The following is a 17,065-nucleotide window of genomic DNA, read 5'->3' on the forward strand; positions in this document are numbered from 1 at the left end:
GCTTAAGACGATACCCCTCCCCCAAGCGAAACGAAACCGTTCCGTTTCGCTTGGGGGAGTGTCATGGATCACCTGTACGAGTTGCCAGGGCCCCCCTACGCGGAAAGCATTGGGGGGTGAGTCACGACGTCGCGTACCTCCGGTTCCCGCACCTGCACGACGACCTTCTCTGCTTCGCCACCGAGGACGATCTCTGGGTCGCCCCGCTGGTCCCCGACGGCCAGACCCCCGGACGGGCCTGGCGCATCACCGTCGACCGGACCCGCGTCGGCCACCCGCGCTTCTCCCCCGACGGCAGGCACATCGCCTTCACCAGCTGGCGCAGCCTCGACCCCGAGATCCACCTCGCCCCCGTCGACGGCGGCCCCGCCCGCCAACTCAGCTACTGGGGCGCCCTCGACACCCGCGTCTGCGGCTGGACCCCGCCCGACGAGGACGGCCGCAGCGACATCCTGGCCGTGTCCTCGCACAGTCAGCCCTTCTCCTACTTCGCCTGGGCCTACAGCCTCCCGACCGACGGCAGCCCCGGCGGCCGCCTGCCCTGGGGACCCGTCTCCGACATCCAGGTGCACGCCACCCCGGAGGGCGAACGGCACTCCCTGCTGCTCACCGGCAAGCCCCCGCACGAGCCGGCCGCCTGGAAGCGCTACCGCGGCGGCGCCACCGGCCGGCTGTGGCTGCACGGACAGCGGCTGCTGGAGGACGTCGAGGGCCACCTCGACTCCCCGATGTTCGTGGACGGCCGGATCGCCTTCCTCTCCGACCACGAGGGCATCGGCAACCTCTACTCCTGCCTGCCCGACGGCACCGATCTGCGCCGCCACACCGACCACGACGAGTTCTACGCCCGGCACGCCTCCAGCGACGGCTCCCGCGTCGTCTACCAATGCGCCGGCGACCTCTGGCTCGTCGAGTCCCTGGACCGGGACGCCGTCCCGCGCAAGCTCGACGTCCGCCTCGGCGGCCCGCGGGCGGGCCGGCGTACGTACCAGGTGCCGGCCGCCAGCCACGTCGACTCGCTCTCCGTGGACGCCACCGGGCGCGCCAGCGCGGTCGTGGTGCGCGGCAGCCTCTACTGGCTGACCCACCGCGACGGCCCGGCCCGCACCATCGCCGACACCCCGGGCGTACGCGTACGGCTGCCGGAGATGCTCGGCAGCGGCGGGCAGGTCGCCTACGTCACCGACGCCGAGGGCGAGGACGCGATCGAGATCGCCTACCTGCCACGGGCCTCCGGGGAACGCGAGCCGCGCCGGCTGGCCTCCGGCCGGCTGGGTCGGGTCACCGAACTGCTCTCCGACCCGGACGGCGAGCGGCTCGCCATCGCCTCCAACGACGGCCGGCTCCTGCTCATCGACGCCACCGAGGAGTCCAACGGCGAGGTCACCGAGCTGATCGCGTCCATCAACGGCCCCGTCACCGACCTGGCCTTCTCCCCCGACGGAGTCTGGCTGACCTGGTCGCACCCGGGCATCGGGCGCTCCTTGCGGCAGATCAAGATGGCCCGGATCTCCGGCCCCGGCGCCCGCACGATCGTGGACGTCACCAACGGCCGCTTCGAGGACGAGAATCCGGTCTTCACCCGGGACGGGCGCTACCTCGCCTTCCTGTCCTGGCGCGGCTTCGACCCGGTCTACGACGTGCACACCGGCGACCTGTCCTTCCCGCTGGGCTGCCGCCCGTACCTGGTGCCGCTGAACTCCGCGACCCCCTCCCCCTTCGCGCTGTCCGCCGAGGGCCGGCCCGCGGCTGGCGGACTCGACGTGGCCGAGGGCGACTCGGGCGAGGCCGACGGCGCCGTGACCGTGGAGGTGGAGGGACTGGAGAGCCGCGTCACCCCGTTCCCGGTGACCGCGTCCAAGTACTCGGCCCTCTACCCGGTGCACGGCGGCGGACTGGTGTGGTTGCGCTGGCCGATCTCCGGCGCGCTCGGCGAGACCTTCGCCAACCCGGCCGACATCAGCGGCAAGCCGACGCTGGAGCACTTCGACCTCACCAAGGCCCGCAAGACCGAACTGGCCTCCGGGCTGGACTGGTTCGCGGTCAGTGGCGACGGCACCCGGCTCGTGATCAACGACGACGGCGACCTGCGCGCGGTCCCGGCGACCGAGTCGGGCGACAGCGACTCGACCGTCTACCTGGACCTGCGGCGCATCCTGCACGAGGTGGACCCGGCGGCCGAGTGGCGCCAGGCCTACGAGGAGGCCGGGCGGATCATCCGCGCGTACTTCTGGGAGCCGAAGATGTGCGGCATCGACTGGGACGGGGTGCTGGCCCAGTACCGCTCCCTGGTCGAACGGGTCTCCTCGCCCGACGAGTTCGCCGACCTGCTGCGCGAGGTCCTCGGTGAACTCGGCACCTCGCACGCCTACGTCTCCCCCGCGCGCCGCAACGAAGGTCCCCCGCACTACCAGCGGGCCATCGGCCTGCTCGGCGCCAACCTCTTCCCCCGGGACGGGGAATGGGTGGTCAGCCGGATCCTGCCCGGCGAGTCCTCGGACTCCAAGGCCCGCTCCCCACTGGCCGGCACCGGCATCCGGGAGGGCGCGGTGCTCACCCACGTGGACGGCCGCCCGGTGGACCCGGTCGCCGGGCCCTATCCGCTGCTGGCGGCCGCCGGTGGCACCACGGTGGAGCTGACCTTCCAGCCCGCGGCGGGCGAGGGCCGGGCCCGCCGGGTCGCCATCGTGCCGCTGATCGACGAACGGCCCCTGCGCTACCAGGACTGGGTGTCCAAGCGGCGCGAGGCGGTCCGGGAGATCAGCGGCGGCCGCTGCGGCTACCTCCACATCCCCGACATGGGCGGCTCGGGCTGGGCCCAGTTCAACCGCGACCTGCGGATGGAGATGTCCCGGCCCGCGCTGATCGTGGACGTACGCGGCAACGCGGGCGGGCACATCAGCGAGCTGGTGGTGGAGAAGCTGACCCGCTCCATCCTCGGCTGGGACCTGACGCGCAACGCCCAGCCGGTCAGTTACGCCTCCAACGCGCCCCGGGGGCCGATCGTGGCCCTGGCCGACGAGGCGACCTCCTCGGACGGGGACATGATCACCGCCGCCTTCAAACTGCTGGGCCTGGGACCGGTGGTGGGACTGCGCACCTGGGGCGGGGTGGTCGGCATGACCGGCCGCCACACGCTCGGGGACGGCACGGTGATCACGGTGCCGATGAACGCCGCCTGGTTCCCGGAGTACGGCTGGTCGGTGGAGAACCACGGCGTGGAGCCGGACCTGGAGATCCAGCGCACCCCCCTCGACTGGGCGGAGGGGCGGCACGCCCAACTCGACGACGCCGTGCACCTGGCGCTGGAACTGCTGGAACAGGATCCGGCCGCGGTGCCGCCCGGCTACACCGACGTACCGGACCGGCGCCGTCCGAAGCTGCCCCCCAGGGAGTGAGCGGTACCGCGTGCGAGAGGGGCGCGATCCCGGGAACAGCGGGGATCGCGCCCCTCGGCGCTGCGTGCGGGCCCGTGACGGTCGGGCCGGAAGCCTAGGTCCGGTCGTCGAGCTCGTCCCGGATGTCGTCGAACGACCGCTGCGGCGAGTCCTTCGGCTGCGGGCTCCGCCGGGGCGTCGGGTCCTGCGGGCCCTTGCCGGGCTGCTTCCGCCCCTTCTCGGCCTTCTCCTTGAGCTCCTGCGCCTTGTCCTGGAACTGGTCCTTGATGCCCATGCTGTTCACTCCATGAGGGGTGTGGGGGGTGGGGCCTCGACCAGACTTGCATGGGCGAACAAAGGGCGCATTTCGATCAGTGACTCTGTGTGCGCTCCTTCTCGTCCGCCGCCCCGCCCGCCCCGACGAGCCCCTTGGACACACCGCCCAGACGCGGTTCGAAGCGCTTCATCTCGCGCTGCCCGACCGTCGCGATGATCCCGGGCAGGTAGCCGCGCATCCCCTGCATGCCGCGCAGCCACCACTGCGCGTACACGTGCGGCGAGCGCCGCTCGATGCCCGCGACGATCCGGTCGACGGCCGGCCCCAGCGGGTACGTACGGTTCGACGGCCACGGCAGCCGCTGCCTCAACTCCCGCATGACCTCGTCCTGGTCGGCGCCGCGCACCATGTCGGTGTCGGTCCAGGAGAGGTAGCCCACGCCGACCTTGACCCCCTTGTACCCGACCTCCGCGCGCAGGCAGTGCGCGAAGGCCTCGACCCCGGACTTGGAGGCACAGTAGGCGGTCATCATCGGCGCCGGGGTGATCGCGGCGAGCGAGGCGATCTGGAGGAAGTAGCCGCGGCTCTCCATCAGTACGGGCAGGAAGGCGCGGGCCGTGACGGCCCCGCCGATCAGATTGACCTCGATCACCCGGCGCCAGGCGTCCGGGTCCGAGTCGGCGAACGGCCCGCCGGCGGCCACGCCCGCGTTGGCGACGACGATGTCCACCTTGCCGAAGCGCTGCTTGACCTCCTCGGCGACGCGGGCCATGGCCTCGTGGTCGGTGACGTCGGCGTACCAGTGATCGCTGTCGGTGTGCAGCCGCTCGGAGACCTCCTTGAGGGTCTCCGGCTCCAGGCCGACGAGGGCGACCTTCGCGCCACGGGCCGACAACTTGCGGGCCAGCAGCTCGCCGACCCCGCGGGCGGCGCCGGTGACGACGGCGACCTGGCCTTCCAGACTCCTGCGAGTGCTCACGGCGTCTTCTCCTTCTCGGTGGTGCCCAGGTCGGTGGTGTCGGGGCGTGCGGTGCCCAGGTACCGCTCGGCGAGCTCGCGCAAGACGCCGGTGACGGCCTCGGGCGCCTCGACCGGGGTCATGTGCCCCATGCCGGTGAGCTCGGTCAGGCCCACGCAGTTCGGCAGCGCGGCGGCGAGGCCGCGGGCGTGCACGATCGGGGTGAGCCGGTCGGCGGTGCCGCCGATCACGGCGGTGGGCGCCATGAGGCGGGCCACGTCGGCGTCGAGGTCCACGCCGGCCAGCACCTGGGACCAGGCGTGCCGCACCCCGGTGGGGCAGGCGTGCACGATACGGGCGCACGCCTCGACCTTGTCGGGCGCGGAACCGGGGCCCATGGTGGCGTACTTGAGGACCTTCCGAGCCACCGGTGTGACCGGCCCGAGGGGGGCGCGAGAGCCGAGGACCGCGCCGGTGACACGGGTCCGGACGCGCCCGGCGCGCACCGGCACGACCAGTGCCTCGTCCACCAGCCGGGAGCTGCCGGTGCTGCACAGCAGGGCGGCGGCGGCCCGCGCGGCGAACTCGGGCCGGCCCGCGGCCGCCATGATCGTCATTCCACCCATGGAGTGCCCGGCGACGACCGCCCGCTCCCCGGGGGCGAGGGCGGACTCCAGTACGGCCACCAGGTCGTCGGCGAGGGCGGTGGTGCTGTGCACCCGGCCGGCGGGGCTGCGCCCGTGCCCGCGCTGGTCGTAGGCGACGACCCGGTGGGTGGTGGCCAAGGCCCGGATCTGCGCGGCCCAGAAGGCGGTGGAACACGTCCAGCCGTGGGCGAGCACCACGGCCGGCGCGTCCTCGTCCCCGTGGACCTCGACGTGCAGGCGGGCCCCGTCGGCGGAGACGGCGACGAACTCCCGCCGTGCGACGGGCGGGGCGTAGGGCCCGGAGACGACATGCATCAGCCGACTCACGCGACGTCCTCCGCCTCGGAATCGACCCCGCCGACGTTCGAGGCGCGGGGGTCCGGGGGCAGCGCCCCCGGCAACGGGGCCGCACCGGCCCCCACGGCGGCGGCCGAGACCGCCACCGGGACCCGCTCCCGCTCGCCCACCCGCAGGACCTCGTACTCCGCCAGATCGACGCTCCGCGTCTCCCGACGGAACTCGCCCGTAGTCCCCGGCCAGACCGTCGTGTTGCGTCCCTGCGCGTCCAGGTACCAGCTCGTGCAGCCGCCGGTGTTCCACACGGTCCGCTCCATACGGGCCTGCACCTGCCGGTTCCACCGGTTGACGGCGGACGGCCGGGCGCCGAGCGCGACCTTCCCGCCGAGCATGCCGAGCTGGCGCAGGTAATCGGCCATGTAGGTGAGCTGCGACTCGATCATCAGGATCATCGAGCTGTTCCCGAGCCCGGTGTTCGGCCCGATGATCGTCATCCAGTTGGGGAAGCCGGCGGCGGTGGCCCCGCGCAGCGCCTGCATCCCGTCCTTCCAGGCGTCCGCGAGGGTCCGGCCCTCCGCGCCCACCACCCGGTCCGCGATCGGCATGTCCGTGACGTGGAAGCCGGTGCCGAAGATGATCGCGTCGACCTCGGTCTCGGTCCCGTCGGCGGCGACCAGCACCGAGCCGCGGATCTCCTTGAGCCCGGAGGCGACCAGGTCCACATCGGGCCGGGCCAGCGCCGGGTAGTACTCGCTGGAGAGCAGGATCCGCTTGCAGCCGATCCGGTAGGAGGGCGTCAGCCGGGCGCGCAGCGCCGGGTCCTTGATCGAGCGCGCCATGTTGGCCTTGGCCAGGGACTCGATGAGGCCGAGCTGGTTCGGGCGCTTGGTGAAGGCGCTGACCTGGAGCTCCCGGATCCCCCACAGCAGCCCGCGCCGCGCCGCCCGGGTGAAGGGCAGCTGACGGTGCAGCCAGCGCTCCACCGCGGTGATGGACCGGTCGGTGCGCGGCATGACCCACGGCGGGGTCCGCTGGAAGAGGGTGAGGTGCTCCACCTCGGGGGCGATGGCGGGGACGATCTGGATGGCCGAGGCACCGGTTCCGATCATGGCGACGCGCTTGCCGCGCAGATCGTAGTCGTGGTCCCAGCGGGCGGAGTGGAAGACCTTGCCGGGGAACTCGGCGAGGCCGGGGATCTCCGGCATCTTCGGGTCGGACAGCGGGCCGGTCGCGGAGACGACGACGTCGGCGGTCAGCTCCCCGGCCGAGGTCTCGATCTCCCAGCGCAGTTCGTCCGTGTCCCAGCGCATCATCAGCACCTCGGTGTCGAGCCGGATGTGCCGGCGCAGTCCGAAGGTGTCGGCGACGTGCTCCAGGTAGGCGCGGATGGCCGGCTGTCCGGAGAAGGTCCGCGGCCAGTCGGGGTTGGGGGCGAACGAGAACGAATAGAGGTGCGAGGGCACGTCGCACGCACACCCCGGGTAGCTGTTGTCGCGCCAGGTGCCGCCGACCGAGTCGGCCCGTTCCAGTACGACGAAGTCCGTGATCCCTTCACGTCGCAGCCGTACGGCCGCGCCGAGCCCGCCGAATCCGGACCCGATCACCGCCACCCGTACGTGCTCGCGCCCGCCCTTGCCGCTCGTCCCGCCCATGCCCGCCGCCTTCCGCTCATCCGCAGTCCCAGCCACGCACCGCACCGCAACGCCACACCATCGAAACACTGCCAGCAATCACTGGCACAATCGGGAGGGTAGAGCAGCTCCGTACTCATGGGTAGGGGGCGGACCCGGAAAGTTACTGCCGGTACGCCATAAGGTGCGTCTGTGGAGAAGGAAGAGACGCGAGCGAAGACGGTGCGCGAGTACCGCACGGAGGAACTGGCCGAAGCGGCCGGCATCCCGGTCCGCACCCTGCGCTTCTACCGCGAGCGCAAACTGCTCCCACCGCCCCGCCGCGAGGGGCGCATCGCCTGGTACGACGATCACCACCTGGCCCGGCTGCGCACCATCGCCGCCCTGCTGGAACGCGGCCACACCCTCGGCGGCATCGCCGAGCTGACCGCCGCCTTCGAGAGCGGTCGCGACGTCGGCCAGCTCGGCGAGCTGCTCGGCATCGGCTGGTCCGAGGAGACCCCGGTCCGGCTCACCCCGGAGGCGCTCGCCGACTACTTCGAGGGCGAGGTCACCCCGGAGAACCTGGCGGCCTCGCTGGACCTCTGCTACGTCGCCGTCGACGGCGACGCGATCGTGCACGTCAGCCGCCGCCTGTTGGACGTCTCCTCGGCCCTGGTCCGCGAGGGCGTGCCGCTGGCGGCCGTCCTGGAGACCGGCCGCCGCGTCCGCGAACACGCGGACGCGATGGCCCTGCTCTTCACCGAGCTCATATCGGCCCACATGTCACCCGACGCGCTCACCCGCCTGCGCCCGCTGGCGAAGAGCGTGGTCGAGGCCGAGCTGACGATGGCGATGGACCGCCTACTGGCTTCGGGCGGCCCGGACGGCCCGGGTCAGACGCCCAGCTCGTAGACGACGGTCACGGGCGCGTGGTCGGACCAGCGCTCGGGGTGCGTCTCCGCCCGCTCCACGAAGGCCTTCACCGCCTTCGCCGCCAGCCCGGGGGTGGCCACCTGGAGGTCGATCCGCCAGCCGGCGTCGTTGTCGAAGGCCCGCCCGCGGTAGGACCACCAGGAGTACGGACCCTCGGTGTCCGGGTGCAGTTCCCGCACCACGTCGACGTAGCCCGCCTGCGCGTACACCTTGCCGAGCCACTCCCGCTCCTCGGGGAGGAAGCCCGCGTTCTTCCGGTTCGTCTTCCAGTTCTTGAGGTCGGCCTCCTGGTGGCAGATGTTCCAGTCACCGCACACCACGACCTCGCGGCCGTCGGCGGCGGCCCGCACCTTCAACGCCGCCAGGTACGTCAGGAACTCGTCCATGAACCGGTACTTCTCGTCCTGCTTCTCCGTCCCGGCCTCGCCCGAGGGCAGGTAGAGGCTGGCCACGGTCACACCCGGCAGATCGATCTCCAGGTACCGGCCGCTGTCGTCGAACTCCGCGCTGCCGAATCCCACCTGCACGCGCTCGGGCTCCCGCCGCGTGTAGAGCGCGACCCCGGCCCGCCCCTTGGCCGCGGCCGGCGCGAAGACGGTGTGCCAACCTGCGGGGGTCCGGATCTCGGTCGGGATCTGCCCCTCCTCGGCCCGTACCTCCTGCAGGCAGACCACATCGGCGTCGGTTCCGTCGAGCCACGCCCCGAAGCCCTTCTTGGCGGCGGCGCGGATCCCATTCACATTCACGGAGGTCACAGTGAGCATCCCAGCACCATAGCGGGAGGGTTCCGTACGATATTCGAATGTCTCACCGGATAGACCTCCGCACCGTGCCGTACGACCACCCGGACGCGGTCAAACTCAACGACCAGGTCCAGCTGGAGTACCAGGAGCGGTACGACGGTGAGGGCGACGCCACCCACCTCGACCCGGCGATGTTCGTGCCGCCGCACGGCCTGTACCTGCTGGCGTACGACGCCACGGGCACCCCGGTGGCGAGCGGCGGCTGGCGCACCCAGGACGAGAACGACGAGGGCTACGCGGACGGCGACGCGGAGCTCAAGCGCATGTACGTCGTCCCGGAGGCCCGGGGCCTGGGCCTCGCCCGCCGCATCCTGGCGATCCTGGAGGAGGACGCCCGAGCGGCGGGCCGCCACCGCATGGTCCTGGAGACGGGCGACCAGCAGCCGGAGGCGATAGCCCTGTACCTCTCCTCGGGCTACGCCCTGTCGGAGAAGTTCGGCCACTACCGCTTCTACGAGTCGAGCCGCTGCATGACCAAGCCCCTGACCGAAGCCTGACCCGCCCGGCTCCTCCAGCCCCGCCGACGTCCGAGGCGCCCCCCTCCAGCCCCGCCGGCGTTTGAGGCGCGGGGGTCCGGGGGCGGCGCCCCCGGCAGCGGCGCCGCACCCGCCCATCCCCCCGCACCCACCCCCGGCCCCACCCACCTACCGCGGGAGCCAGCCGGCCCGATCGGCCCCCCACCGCGACGGCCCCACCGCCCACTCCCCGAAGGGACTGGCGGCGTGCCGCAGCACCCCGTACCCCGACGGAGTCACCCGCAGCCACGGCTCCGCCGAGTACCCCACCCCGGCCCCCACCGGCTCCCGCCCCGGCTCCCGCCCCAGCCCCCGCACCAGCCACGACGCGGTCCCCGCCAGGGAGAACCGCAGCCCCCGCCCACCGCCCTGCGCCAGCGCCCGCAGCACACCGGCCGCCACCAGATACCCCGTCCCGTGGTCCAACGCCTGCGCCGGCAGCACTCCGGGCTCCCCTCCCGGCTCCCCACACGCCGCGGCGATCCCGTACCCCGCCTGCACGAGCGAGTCGAACCCCCGCCGCCCCGCCCAAGGGCCCCGCGCCCGCCACCCCCACGCGCACAGCTCGGCCACCACCAGACCCGGCCACCGTTCCAGCAGCTCCCGCGCCCCGAACCCGTACCGTTCCAGCGCCCCCGGCCGGTAGCCCGTCACCACCACGTCCGCCTCGGCGAGCAGCCCCTCGAAGACGGCCCGGTCCTCGGCCTCCGCCAGGTCCAGCAGCGCCGACCGCTTCCCGAAGCCGGTGTCCGCGTACGCGTCGTCCGACTCCGGCAGCCCCGGCGGATCGATCCGCAGCACGTCCGCCCCCAGCAGCCCGAGCGTGCGCGTGGCGACGGGCCCGGCGATGACCCGGGTCAGGTCCAGCACCCGCACCCCCGCGGCGGGCCGGCCGGCCGGGGCCGCGCCGAGCGGCCGGCCCCGCGCCCCTGATGCCCGTACGGGCTCCAGCAGCGGCTGCGGTTCCCCGTACTCCCGCGCCACGGCGACGGCGAGTCCGCCCTCCCCGTAGGCGAGTTCCTGCACCTCGACCGCCGTCCGCCCGCCGACCGCCGCGCGTACCGCCTCCGGTGTCGCCGACGGCAGCCGCAGGGCCCGTACCAAGGCGGCCTCGTGGTGCGGATAGTTGGCGTGCGTCCGTACCCAGCCGTCCGCCGTCCGCCAGAAGCCGGACAACGGCGCGAAGGTCACCGGTGCGCGCCCCTCGACGCGCAGGTGCCGCTCGCTGACGAACGCCGTGGCCACCGCGCCCTCGTCCACCACCAGCGGAGCCACGTCCTCCACCCCGCCCCCGGCCCGCACCGCGGCGAGCTCCCCGGCGGCCAGTCCGCAGGCCGCGACGGTGGCGCGCGCCAACTCGGCCACCGGCAGCGGCCCTTGTTCGAGATCGCCGACCCCGCGGTGGCGCACCCGCAGGGCGAGTTCGGGCGCCCCGCCGAGCGCCTCCCAGGCCTGGGCCGTTCCGCTGCTTCGTTCCTCACCGATCGTCATGGACGCATCTTCGCTCGCCCAACTCCCCGACGAGGCCAAGGAAATAAGCACTTCGCCCCGCCGGAGTCGTCGGGTACGTTGTGCGGCCGGCCTGCGGGCCGGACATCCCTGAACCGAAAGGCATCACCGTGAAGTACCGCGTCATCGGCACCGCCGTCGAGACCCGCCGCGAAGTGAGCGTGCTGAGCCTCGGCACGATGACCTTCGGCACCACCGTCGACGAGGCCACGTCGTACGCGATCCTCGACCGTTTCGTGGAAGCGGGCGGCACCTTCGTCGACACGTCCAACAACTACGCGTTCTGGGTCAACGGCACCCAGGGCGGGGAGAGCGAGGAACTGGTCGGCCGCTGGCTGCGCAGCCGCGGCATCGGCGACGAGATCACCGTCGCCACCAAGCTGGGCGCCCGCCCCAACCAGCCCACGAGCGGCTTCAGCCTCGACGTGGAGGGGCTGTCCGCGAAGGTCATCCGGGAGTCCGCGGAGCGCAGCCGGGAGCGACTCGGCATCGAACGCATCCACCTGCTGTACGCGCACATCATGGACGAGAACACCCCGCTGGAGGAGACCGTCCGCGGTTTCGCCGAGGTCGTCGCGGACGGCACGGCGGGCCTGCTGGGCGCGAGCAACCACTGGGCCTGGCGGGTGGAGCGCGCCCGGACGCTGGCCGCGGCGGCCGGCGTCCCCGGCTACGAGGTGCTCCAGCACCACCACAGCTACCTGCGCCAGCGCGCCGATCTGCCCAGCCTGCGCTCGCCGGACGGCAACCAGGGCCTGGTGGGCGGCGATCTGCTCAGCTACGTCCGGGACAACCCGGCGCTGACGCAGGTCGCGTACTCCCCGCTGATCGCCGGCGCCTACGTCCGCGAGGACAAGCCGCTGGGTCCGGGCTTCGACCACGCGGGTACCGAGCCGCGGCTGCGCGCGGTCCGTGAGGTGGCCGCCGAGACCGGAGCCACCGTCAACCAGGTGGTACTGGCCTGGCTGATGGGCGGCGACATACCGGTCCTGCCCCTGGTCGGTGCCTCCTCGGTGGCCCAGCTGGAGGAGAACCTGGCCGCGGTCGACCTCGACCTCACCCCGGACCAGCGCACCCGCCTCGACACGGCGCACTGACAAGTACGACGACAACCTGACCTAGGAACAGCTCCGGCAAGGGATCGACGACGCGATGGACCGGATGGAAGAAGCGCAGCGCAACGACGAGAACGTCCCGCAGGTCAGGAGTCGGAAGTGACGCGGGGGCAGTGGGGCTGTGCGGTCGCCCCCGTGGCCGGTCTGGCCACCGGCGCGCTCGGGTCGGTACTGCTGGCAGCCGCCTGGCGGGCCTGTGACGTAGGGGTGAACGGCGCGGCCAACGGGCTCGCGTCGACCTTCTACGGCGCTCTGCTCGCGATCACGGCAGCGGTGTGGTGGGCGGTGCTCATCGGGTCCGTGGGACGTCGGAACCTCACGGTCGCCCTCCTGGGCGGCACGGTCGGCTCCGCAGCCATGGTGTGGATCTTTGTGGCCCTTCTCCAGGTCCCCGACGGCTACCGCTGCTGACGCGGCACGCTCCACAAACGCCGAGATCCCGCCCGGTCTTTCGACCGGACGGGATCTCGTGACGTTCCCGAGAGCTACTCGCGAACTGTCGTCTGTGGACCTGTGGGGATTTGAACCCCAGACCCCCTCGATGCGAACGAGGTGCGCTACCAGACTGCGCCACAGGCCCTTGCGACGTGTGAAACATTAGCATCCCCGCGCGGGTGCTCCAAAACCGATATCTCGGAGCGTCCGCGCAGGTCATCGATCACTCGTTCGCGGCGCGCGGGCGGTCCTCGCCCTCGTACTGGTCGAACAGCGGGGTGCGTCCCCTGCCCTGGCCGCGCGGGCGCGGGGTGGTCTGGGCCTTCGGGTCCGGCCCCAGCTCCGACTTGGGGGCCGCGGGCTGGGCGCGCAGGCGGGGTTCCGTCGGCTCGGCCGTACTGGAGCGGGTCGCGCTCCAGGCGTCCGGGGCCGCCGGGCCCGTGGCGCGGGGGGCCACCGGGGCGGTCACGTACGTCGGCAGCGGGACCGGGACGGGCTCCCAGCTCTCACCGCGGGCGGGGCCGCGTTCGCGCTCGCGCTGCTGGTCCACCCACTCGGCATGATCGGTCTGCTCGACCAGTGCGCGCCGTCCGGCCTCCTGCGGGGAGACCGGTGGCGCAGGGTCCGGTTCGCCGCCCGACGCGGCCTCGGGCTCGCGGCGGCTCGGGCGGTTCTCCCGCAACTGCCGCGCGGCCGCCTCGGCGCGCCGCCGGTCCATGGTGAACTCGTAGCGCCGTCGTTCCTGGACCCGCAGGTGCACGATGTACGCGCTCAGCAGCAGTGCGGGTACGGCGGGCGCCCACAGGTAGTGCAGGCCGCCCACCGCGGCGACGACCGCGCCGAGGGTGAAGACCAGGAAGAGGAGCGCGGTGGTGCGCCGGCGGCGCGCGAGGACCTGGAGGCGCTGTTCGCGCCGGGCCCGCTCCGCGCGCTGCTCCCGTTCGACGGCGGCCGGTCTCGGCTCCGCCCTGGTCGGGGGCACGCCGAAGGCCCGGGCGTCGGCGTCGACGGAATCAACCGTTTCCGTCGCGGCGTCCGGGTCCGCGTGGGGCTGGGGCTCCGCCTGCTCGTCACCGCGCTCACGCAGCCCCTTGGCGTAACGGCGCTCCATTCCCGCTCGGCCGGAAAGCAGCCGAATGGCAGTGGAGAAGCGTTCCGTCGGACGGGCTTCGTTCAGCTCGTCCTGCCTCCGGAGCCACATGGGCACCAAGTAGGCGGCCCAGGCCCCGACAATGACTGCGTAGATGAGGCCGCTGCTGCTCACACCTCACACCGTAGAGGGGCGCGGCCGAGGGGATCGGCCAATTGGGCCGGTGTGTCGCACGATCTCGCTGATATCACGGACTTTTTTTGTGATTCTTCGGATCAGGTTATGGGCGAATCGGTTACCCGAGGCCATTAATTCGAACAGATATTCGTTTATCCGCGTGCGGTGCGACCTACGCTATTTCGGCGGGGACGGCGAGTGGCGCGCCCGGTGCCAACGGCGCAGCAGCCCGTCCGGGACCTCCTCGACCGTCACCGCGTAGACGAGGTGGTCGCGCCAGGCCCCGTCGATGTGCAGATAGCGCGGCCGCAGCCCCTCCTCGCGCAGCCCCAGCTTCTCCACGACCCGTCGGCTCGGGATGTTCTCGGGGCGGATGCACACCTCGATCCGGTGCAGGCCGACCTTCCCGAAGCAGTGGTCCACGGCCAACGCGACCGCCGTCGGCATCACGCCGCGGCCCGCCACCTCGCGGTCCACCCAGTAGCCGATGTGGCCGGCGCACATCGACCCCCAAGTGATCCCGGCGACCGTCAGCTGGCCCACCAGGCGGCCCTGGTACTCGATGACGAAGGGCAGCATCCGGCCCGCGTTCGCCTCCGCCCGCAGATGGCGGACCATCTGGCGGTACGTGGGCCGCTGGACCACCGGCCCCCACGGCGCGGGCGGCGGGATCGTGGCCTCCCACGGCCGGAGCCAGTCACGGTTGCGCCGGTTGACCTCGCGCCAGGCCTTCTGGTCCCGCAGCTTTATCGGCCGGAGGGTGACATCGCCGTCCGACAGGACCACCGGCCAGGTCGGGCCGTTCAGCTCGCGCTCCCGGAGGGTGCCGCCGGTCGGGGATGGTCTCCGCCCCGCATCTGGTCCACCGCGTGCGGCAGGACGCGGGCCAGGACGGCGAGGCCGTCGCGGACCCCGCCCGTCGAGCCGGGGAGGTTGACGATGAGGGTGCGCCCGGCCACCCCCGCCAGGCCCCGGGACAGGGCCGCGGTCGGCACCTTCGCCAGGCCTTCGGCACGGATGGCCTGCGGGATGCCGGGGATCTCGTAGTCCAGCACCCGCGCGGTGGCGTCCGGGGTGCGGTCGGTCGGCGAGATCCCGGTCCCGCCGGTGGTCAGGATGACCTCGTACCCGGCGGCCACGCCCTCGCGCAGCGCCTGCTCCACGGGGTCGCCGTCCGGGACGACCCGCGGGCCGTCCACGGTGAAGCCGAGCCGCTCCAGCGCCTCGGCCAGCAGGGGGCCGCCCTTGTCGGCGTAGACGCCCTGCGAGGCGCGGTTCGAGGCCGTGACGACCAGCGCCCGGCCGAGCGTCCGCGGGGACCCCACCGGCTCGGCCGGGGTAGGGGTGCTGTGGCTGTGGCTGTGGCTGTGCACGTCGCCGCCGCGCGGGGCGTTCACGAGCGCGTCCAGTCGCCGGACTTGCCGCCGGTCTTCTCCTCCACCCGGACGTCCGTGATGACCGCGCCCTTGTCGACCGCCTTCACCATGTCGATCACGGTGAGGCCGGCGACCGCGACGGCGGTCAGCGCCTCCATCTCGACGCCCGTGCGGTCGGTCGTCTTCACGGTGGCGAGGATCTCGACCGCGTCGTCGGCGACCCGCAGGTCCACCGTGACGCCCGAGACGGCCAGCGGGTGGCAGAGCGGGATCAGGTCGGGGGTCTTCTTCGCCCCCATGATCCCGGCGATGCGCGCGGTGGCGAGGGCGTCGCCCTTGGGGACGCCCTCGCCGCGCAGCAGCTCGATCACCCGCGGGGCGACGAGGACGCGTCCGCTGGCCCGTGCCGTCCGGGTGGTGACGTCCTTCCCGGACACGTCGACCATCCGGGCCGCGCCGGCCTCGTCGATGTGGGTGAGCCTGCTTTCGGTACTCATTGCTGCGCCGCTCCGCTCTGGGCTCCCCAGGGAGCCTGTGTGGTGCGACACACGCTACCCGCACCGGCCCGACTTCAGCCGAGCAGGATCACTTCGAGCTCGGTCCCCGGCTCCACCGAGGTGACGTCCTCCGGTACGACCATCAGGGAGTTCGCGTGCGCCAGCGCGGCGATCAGGTGGGAGCCCGATCCGCCGACCGGGCTGACCGTGCCGTTCTCGGCGTCGTACGTGCCGCGCAGGAACTGGCGGCGGCCGGCCGGGGAGCCGAGTGCCTTGTCGGCGCTCAGCACCGCGCGCACGCTCGGCCGCCGGACCTCGGACTCCGGCAGCCCCATGAGGGCGCGGATCGCGGGGCGCACGAACAGCTCGAAGGAGACGTAGGAGGACACCGGGTTGCCGGGCAGCGCCAGCAGCGGGGTGTGGTCGGGGCCGATCGTGCCGAAGCCCTGCGGCTTGCCGGGCTGCATGGCGAGCTTGCGGAAGTCCATCCGGCCGCCGTCGACGTCCTCGCCGTCGCCCTCGACCGCGTCGGAGTGCCCGACGGAGGACAGGGCCTCCTTGACGACGTCGTACGCGCCGACGCTGACCCCGCCCGTGGTGACCAGCAGGTCGGCCCGGATCAGCTGGTCCTCGATGGTGGCGCGCAGGGTGTCGGCGTCGTCCGCGACGGCGCCGACACGGTAGGCGATGGCTCCGGCGTCCCGCGCGGCCGCGGCCAGCGCGAAGCTGTTGGAGTCGTAGATGGTGCCCGCCGTGAGCGCCTCGCCCGGCTGGACCAGCTCGCTGCCGGTGGACATGACCACCACGCGGGGGCGCGGCCGCACCCGTACGGTGCCGCGCCCGATGGCGGCCAGCAGGGCGATCTGGGGCGGGCCGAGGATCGTGCCGGCCGCGAGGGCCAGGTCGCCGGCCTGGACGTCGCTGCCGCGCGCGCGGACGTGCGCCCGGGCCTCGGCGGCGCGGTGCACCCGCACCTCGCCGCCCGCGTGTTCGGGGGCGGCGCTGGCCGGGGTCATCCCGGCGGCCGCGCCGCCGCCCGTGCCGCCGTCGGTCCACTCGACCGGTACGACGGCTTCCGCGCCGGGCGGCAGCGGGGCGCCGGTCATGATCCGGGCAGCCTCGCCGGGGCCCACGGTGGGCAGCTCACCGCTGCCCGCCGCGACGTCCCCGACGACCGTCAGCACCGCGGGGAACTCCTCGCTCGCACCCTGGACGTCGGCCGTTCGGACGGCGTAGCCGTCCATGGAGCTGTTGTCGAAGGGCGGGAGGGCGACGGGCACGGTCACGTCCTCGACCAGGACACAGCCCTGGGCGTCCAGCAGTTGGAGCTCGATGGGCTCCAACGGCCGGACGGCCGAGAGGACGTCCGCGAGGTGCTCGTCCACGGACCACAGACGGTGGTCGCCCTCCAAGCGTGGATGCTGCGGTGCGGAACTGCTCAAGGTG

The 17,065-nt window shown here is 72.9% G+C and carries 16 protein-coding genes and 1 tRNA gene; 5 read left to right on the top strand and 12 right to left on the bottom strand.

Annotation, left to right across the window (positions count from 1 at the left end):
• Positions 1–116: 116 nt before the first annotated feature.
• Positions 117–3,398, top strand: a complete 3,282-nt coding sequence (locus tag OG624_RS17490; protein WP_033226712.1) for a S41 family peptidase — start codon at positions 117–119, stop codon at positions 3,396–3,398.
• 94 nt (positions 3,399–3,492) lie between these two features.
• On the opposite strand, the gene OG624_RS17495 is transcribed toward OG624_RS17490, so the two are convergent.
• The 4 genes from OG624_RS17495 to OG624_RS17510 form a co-directional block, all read right to left on the bottom strand.
• Positions 3,493–3,672: a hypothetical protein gene (locus tag OG624_RS17495; RefSeq protein WP_033226713.1), complete on the bottom strand. Its 180-nt coding sequence runs from the start codon at positions 3,670–3,672 to the stop codon at positions 3,493–3,495.
• Between the two features lie 76 nt (positions 3,673–3,748).
• Positions 3,749–4,633, bottom strand: a complete 885-nt coding sequence (locus OG624_RS17500; protein ID WP_033226714.1) for an SDR family oxidoreductase — start codon at positions 4,631–4,633, stop codon at positions 3,749–3,751.
• Positions 4,630–5,586, bottom strand: coding sequence for an alpha/beta fold hydrolase (locus OG624_RS17505; RefSeq protein WP_033226716.1), 957 nt, complete (start codon positions 5,584–5,586; stop codon positions 4,630–4,632). The genes OG624_RS17500 and OG624_RS17505 overlap by 4 nt, the downstream gene beginning before the upstream one ends.
• On the bottom strand, positions 5,583–7,208 hold the full coding sequence (locus tag OG624_RS17510; RefSeq protein ID WP_266360886.1) for a flavin-containing monooxygenase: 1,626 nt from the start codon (positions 7,206–7,208) through the stop codon (positions 5,583–5,585). The genes OG624_RS17505 and OG624_RS17510 overlap by 4 nt, the downstream gene beginning before the upstream one ends.
• Positions 7,209–7,379: 171 nt before the next feature.
• Here OG624_RS17510 and OG624_RS17515 point away from each other — a divergent pair, with 171 nt between their 5' ends.
• Positions 7,380–8,081 carry a MerR family transcriptional regulator gene (locus OG624_RS17515; protein WP_371639573.1) on the top strand — a complete coding sequence of 234 codons (702 nt, stop codon included), beginning with the start codon at positions 7,380–7,382 and terminating at the stop codon, positions 8,079–8,081.
• Here OG624_RS17515 and OG624_RS17520 read toward each other — a convergent pair.
• Positions 8,063–8,866 (bottom strand): exodeoxyribonuclease III, encoded by an 804-nt coding sequence (locus tag OG624_RS17520; protein WP_266441986.1) that lies wholly within the window; start codon positions 8,864–8,866, stop codon positions 8,063–8,065. The two genes, OG624_RS17515 and OG624_RS17520, sit on opposite strands and share 19 nt — an antisense overlap.
• Before the next feature lie 38 nt (positions 8,867–8,904).
• On the opposite strand from OG624_RS17520, the gene OG624_RS17525 reads away from it, so the two are divergent.
• The gene (locus tag OG624_RS17525; RefSeq protein ID WP_266360831.1) at positions 8,905–9,402 is read left to right on the top strand and encodes a GNAT family N-acetyltransferase; all 498 of its coding nucleotides are present in this window, start codon (positions 8,905–8,907) and stop codon (positions 9,400–9,402) included.
• A 147-nt stretch (positions 9,403–9,549) separates the two neighbouring features.
• Here OG624_RS17525 and OG624_RS17530 read toward each other — a convergent pair whose 3' ends face one another.
• Positions 9,550–10,911 (bottom strand): CoA transferase, encoded by a 1,362-nt coding sequence (locus tag OG624_RS17530; RefSeq protein WP_371639574.1) that lies wholly within the window; start codon positions 10,909–10,911, stop codon positions 9,550–9,552.
• Between the two features lie 128 nt (positions 10,912–11,039).
• On the opposite strand from OG624_RS17530, the gene OG624_RS17535 reads away from it, so the two are divergent.
• The gene (locus tag OG624_RS17535; protein WP_033223865.1) at positions 11,040–12,026 is read left to right on the top strand and encodes an aldo/keto reductase; all 987 of its coding nucleotides are present in this window, start codon (positions 11,040–11,042) and stop codon (positions 12,024–12,026) included.
• A gap of 117 nt (positions 12,027–12,143) precedes the next feature.
• Positions 12,144–12,455, top strand: a complete 312-nt coding sequence (locus OG624_RS17540; RefSeq protein WP_033223818.1) for a hypothetical protein — start codon at positions 12,144–12,146, stop codon at positions 12,453–12,455.
• Between the two features lie 95 nt (positions 12,456–12,550).
• Here the strand turns inward: OG624_RS17540 and OG624_RS17545 are convergent.
• The 6 genes from OG624_RS17545 to glp form a co-directional block, all read right to left on the bottom strand.
• Positions 12,551–12,624: transfer RNA gene (locus OG624_RS17545), tRNA-Ala, on the bottom strand.
• Positions 12,625–12,702: 78 nt separating this feature from the next.
• Positions 12,703–13,743 carry a divisome protein SepX/GlpR gene (sepX, locus tag OG624_RS17550; protein ID WP_033223817.1) on the bottom strand — a complete coding sequence of 347 codons (1,041 nt, stop codon included), beginning with the start codon at positions 13,741–13,743 and terminating at the stop codon, positions 12,703–12,705.
• A gap of 180 nt (positions 13,744–13,923) precedes the next feature.
• Complete coding sequence (locus OG624_RS17555; RefSeq protein WP_033223816.1) at positions 13,924–14,532, bottom strand: GNAT family N-acetyltransferase; 609 nt, start codon at positions 14,530–14,532, stop codon at positions 13,924–13,926.
• Between the two features lie 17 nt (positions 14,533–14,549).
• The gene (locus tag OG624_RS17560; RefSeq protein WP_033223864.1) at positions 14,550–15,071 is read right to left on the bottom strand and encodes a MogA/MoaB family molybdenum cofactor biosynthesis protein; all 522 of its coding nucleotides are present in this window, start codon (positions 15,069–15,071) and stop codon (positions 14,550–14,552) included.
• A gap of 68 nt (positions 15,072–15,139) precedes the next feature.
• On the bottom strand, positions 15,140–15,619 hold the full coding sequence (moaC, locus tag OG624_RS17565) for a cyclic pyranopterin monophosphate synthase MoaC (protein WP_033223815.1): 480 nt from the start codon (positions 15,617–15,619) through the stop codon (positions 15,140–15,142).
• A gap of 74 nt (positions 15,620–15,693) precedes the next feature.
• Complete coding sequence (glp, locus tag OG624_RS17570) at positions 15,694–17,061, bottom strand: molybdotransferase-like divisome protein Glp (RefSeq protein ID WP_266360837.1); 1,368 nt, start codon at positions 17,059–17,061, stop codon at positions 15,694–15,696.
• Positions 17,062–17,065 lie beyond the last annotated feature (4 nt).

It is taken from the genome of Streptomyces virginiae (genome assembly GCF_041432505.1).
GTDB classification, from domain to species: domain Bacteria; phylum Actinomycetota; class Actinomycetes; order Streptomycetales; family Streptomycetaceae; genus Streptomyces; species Streptomyces virginiae_A.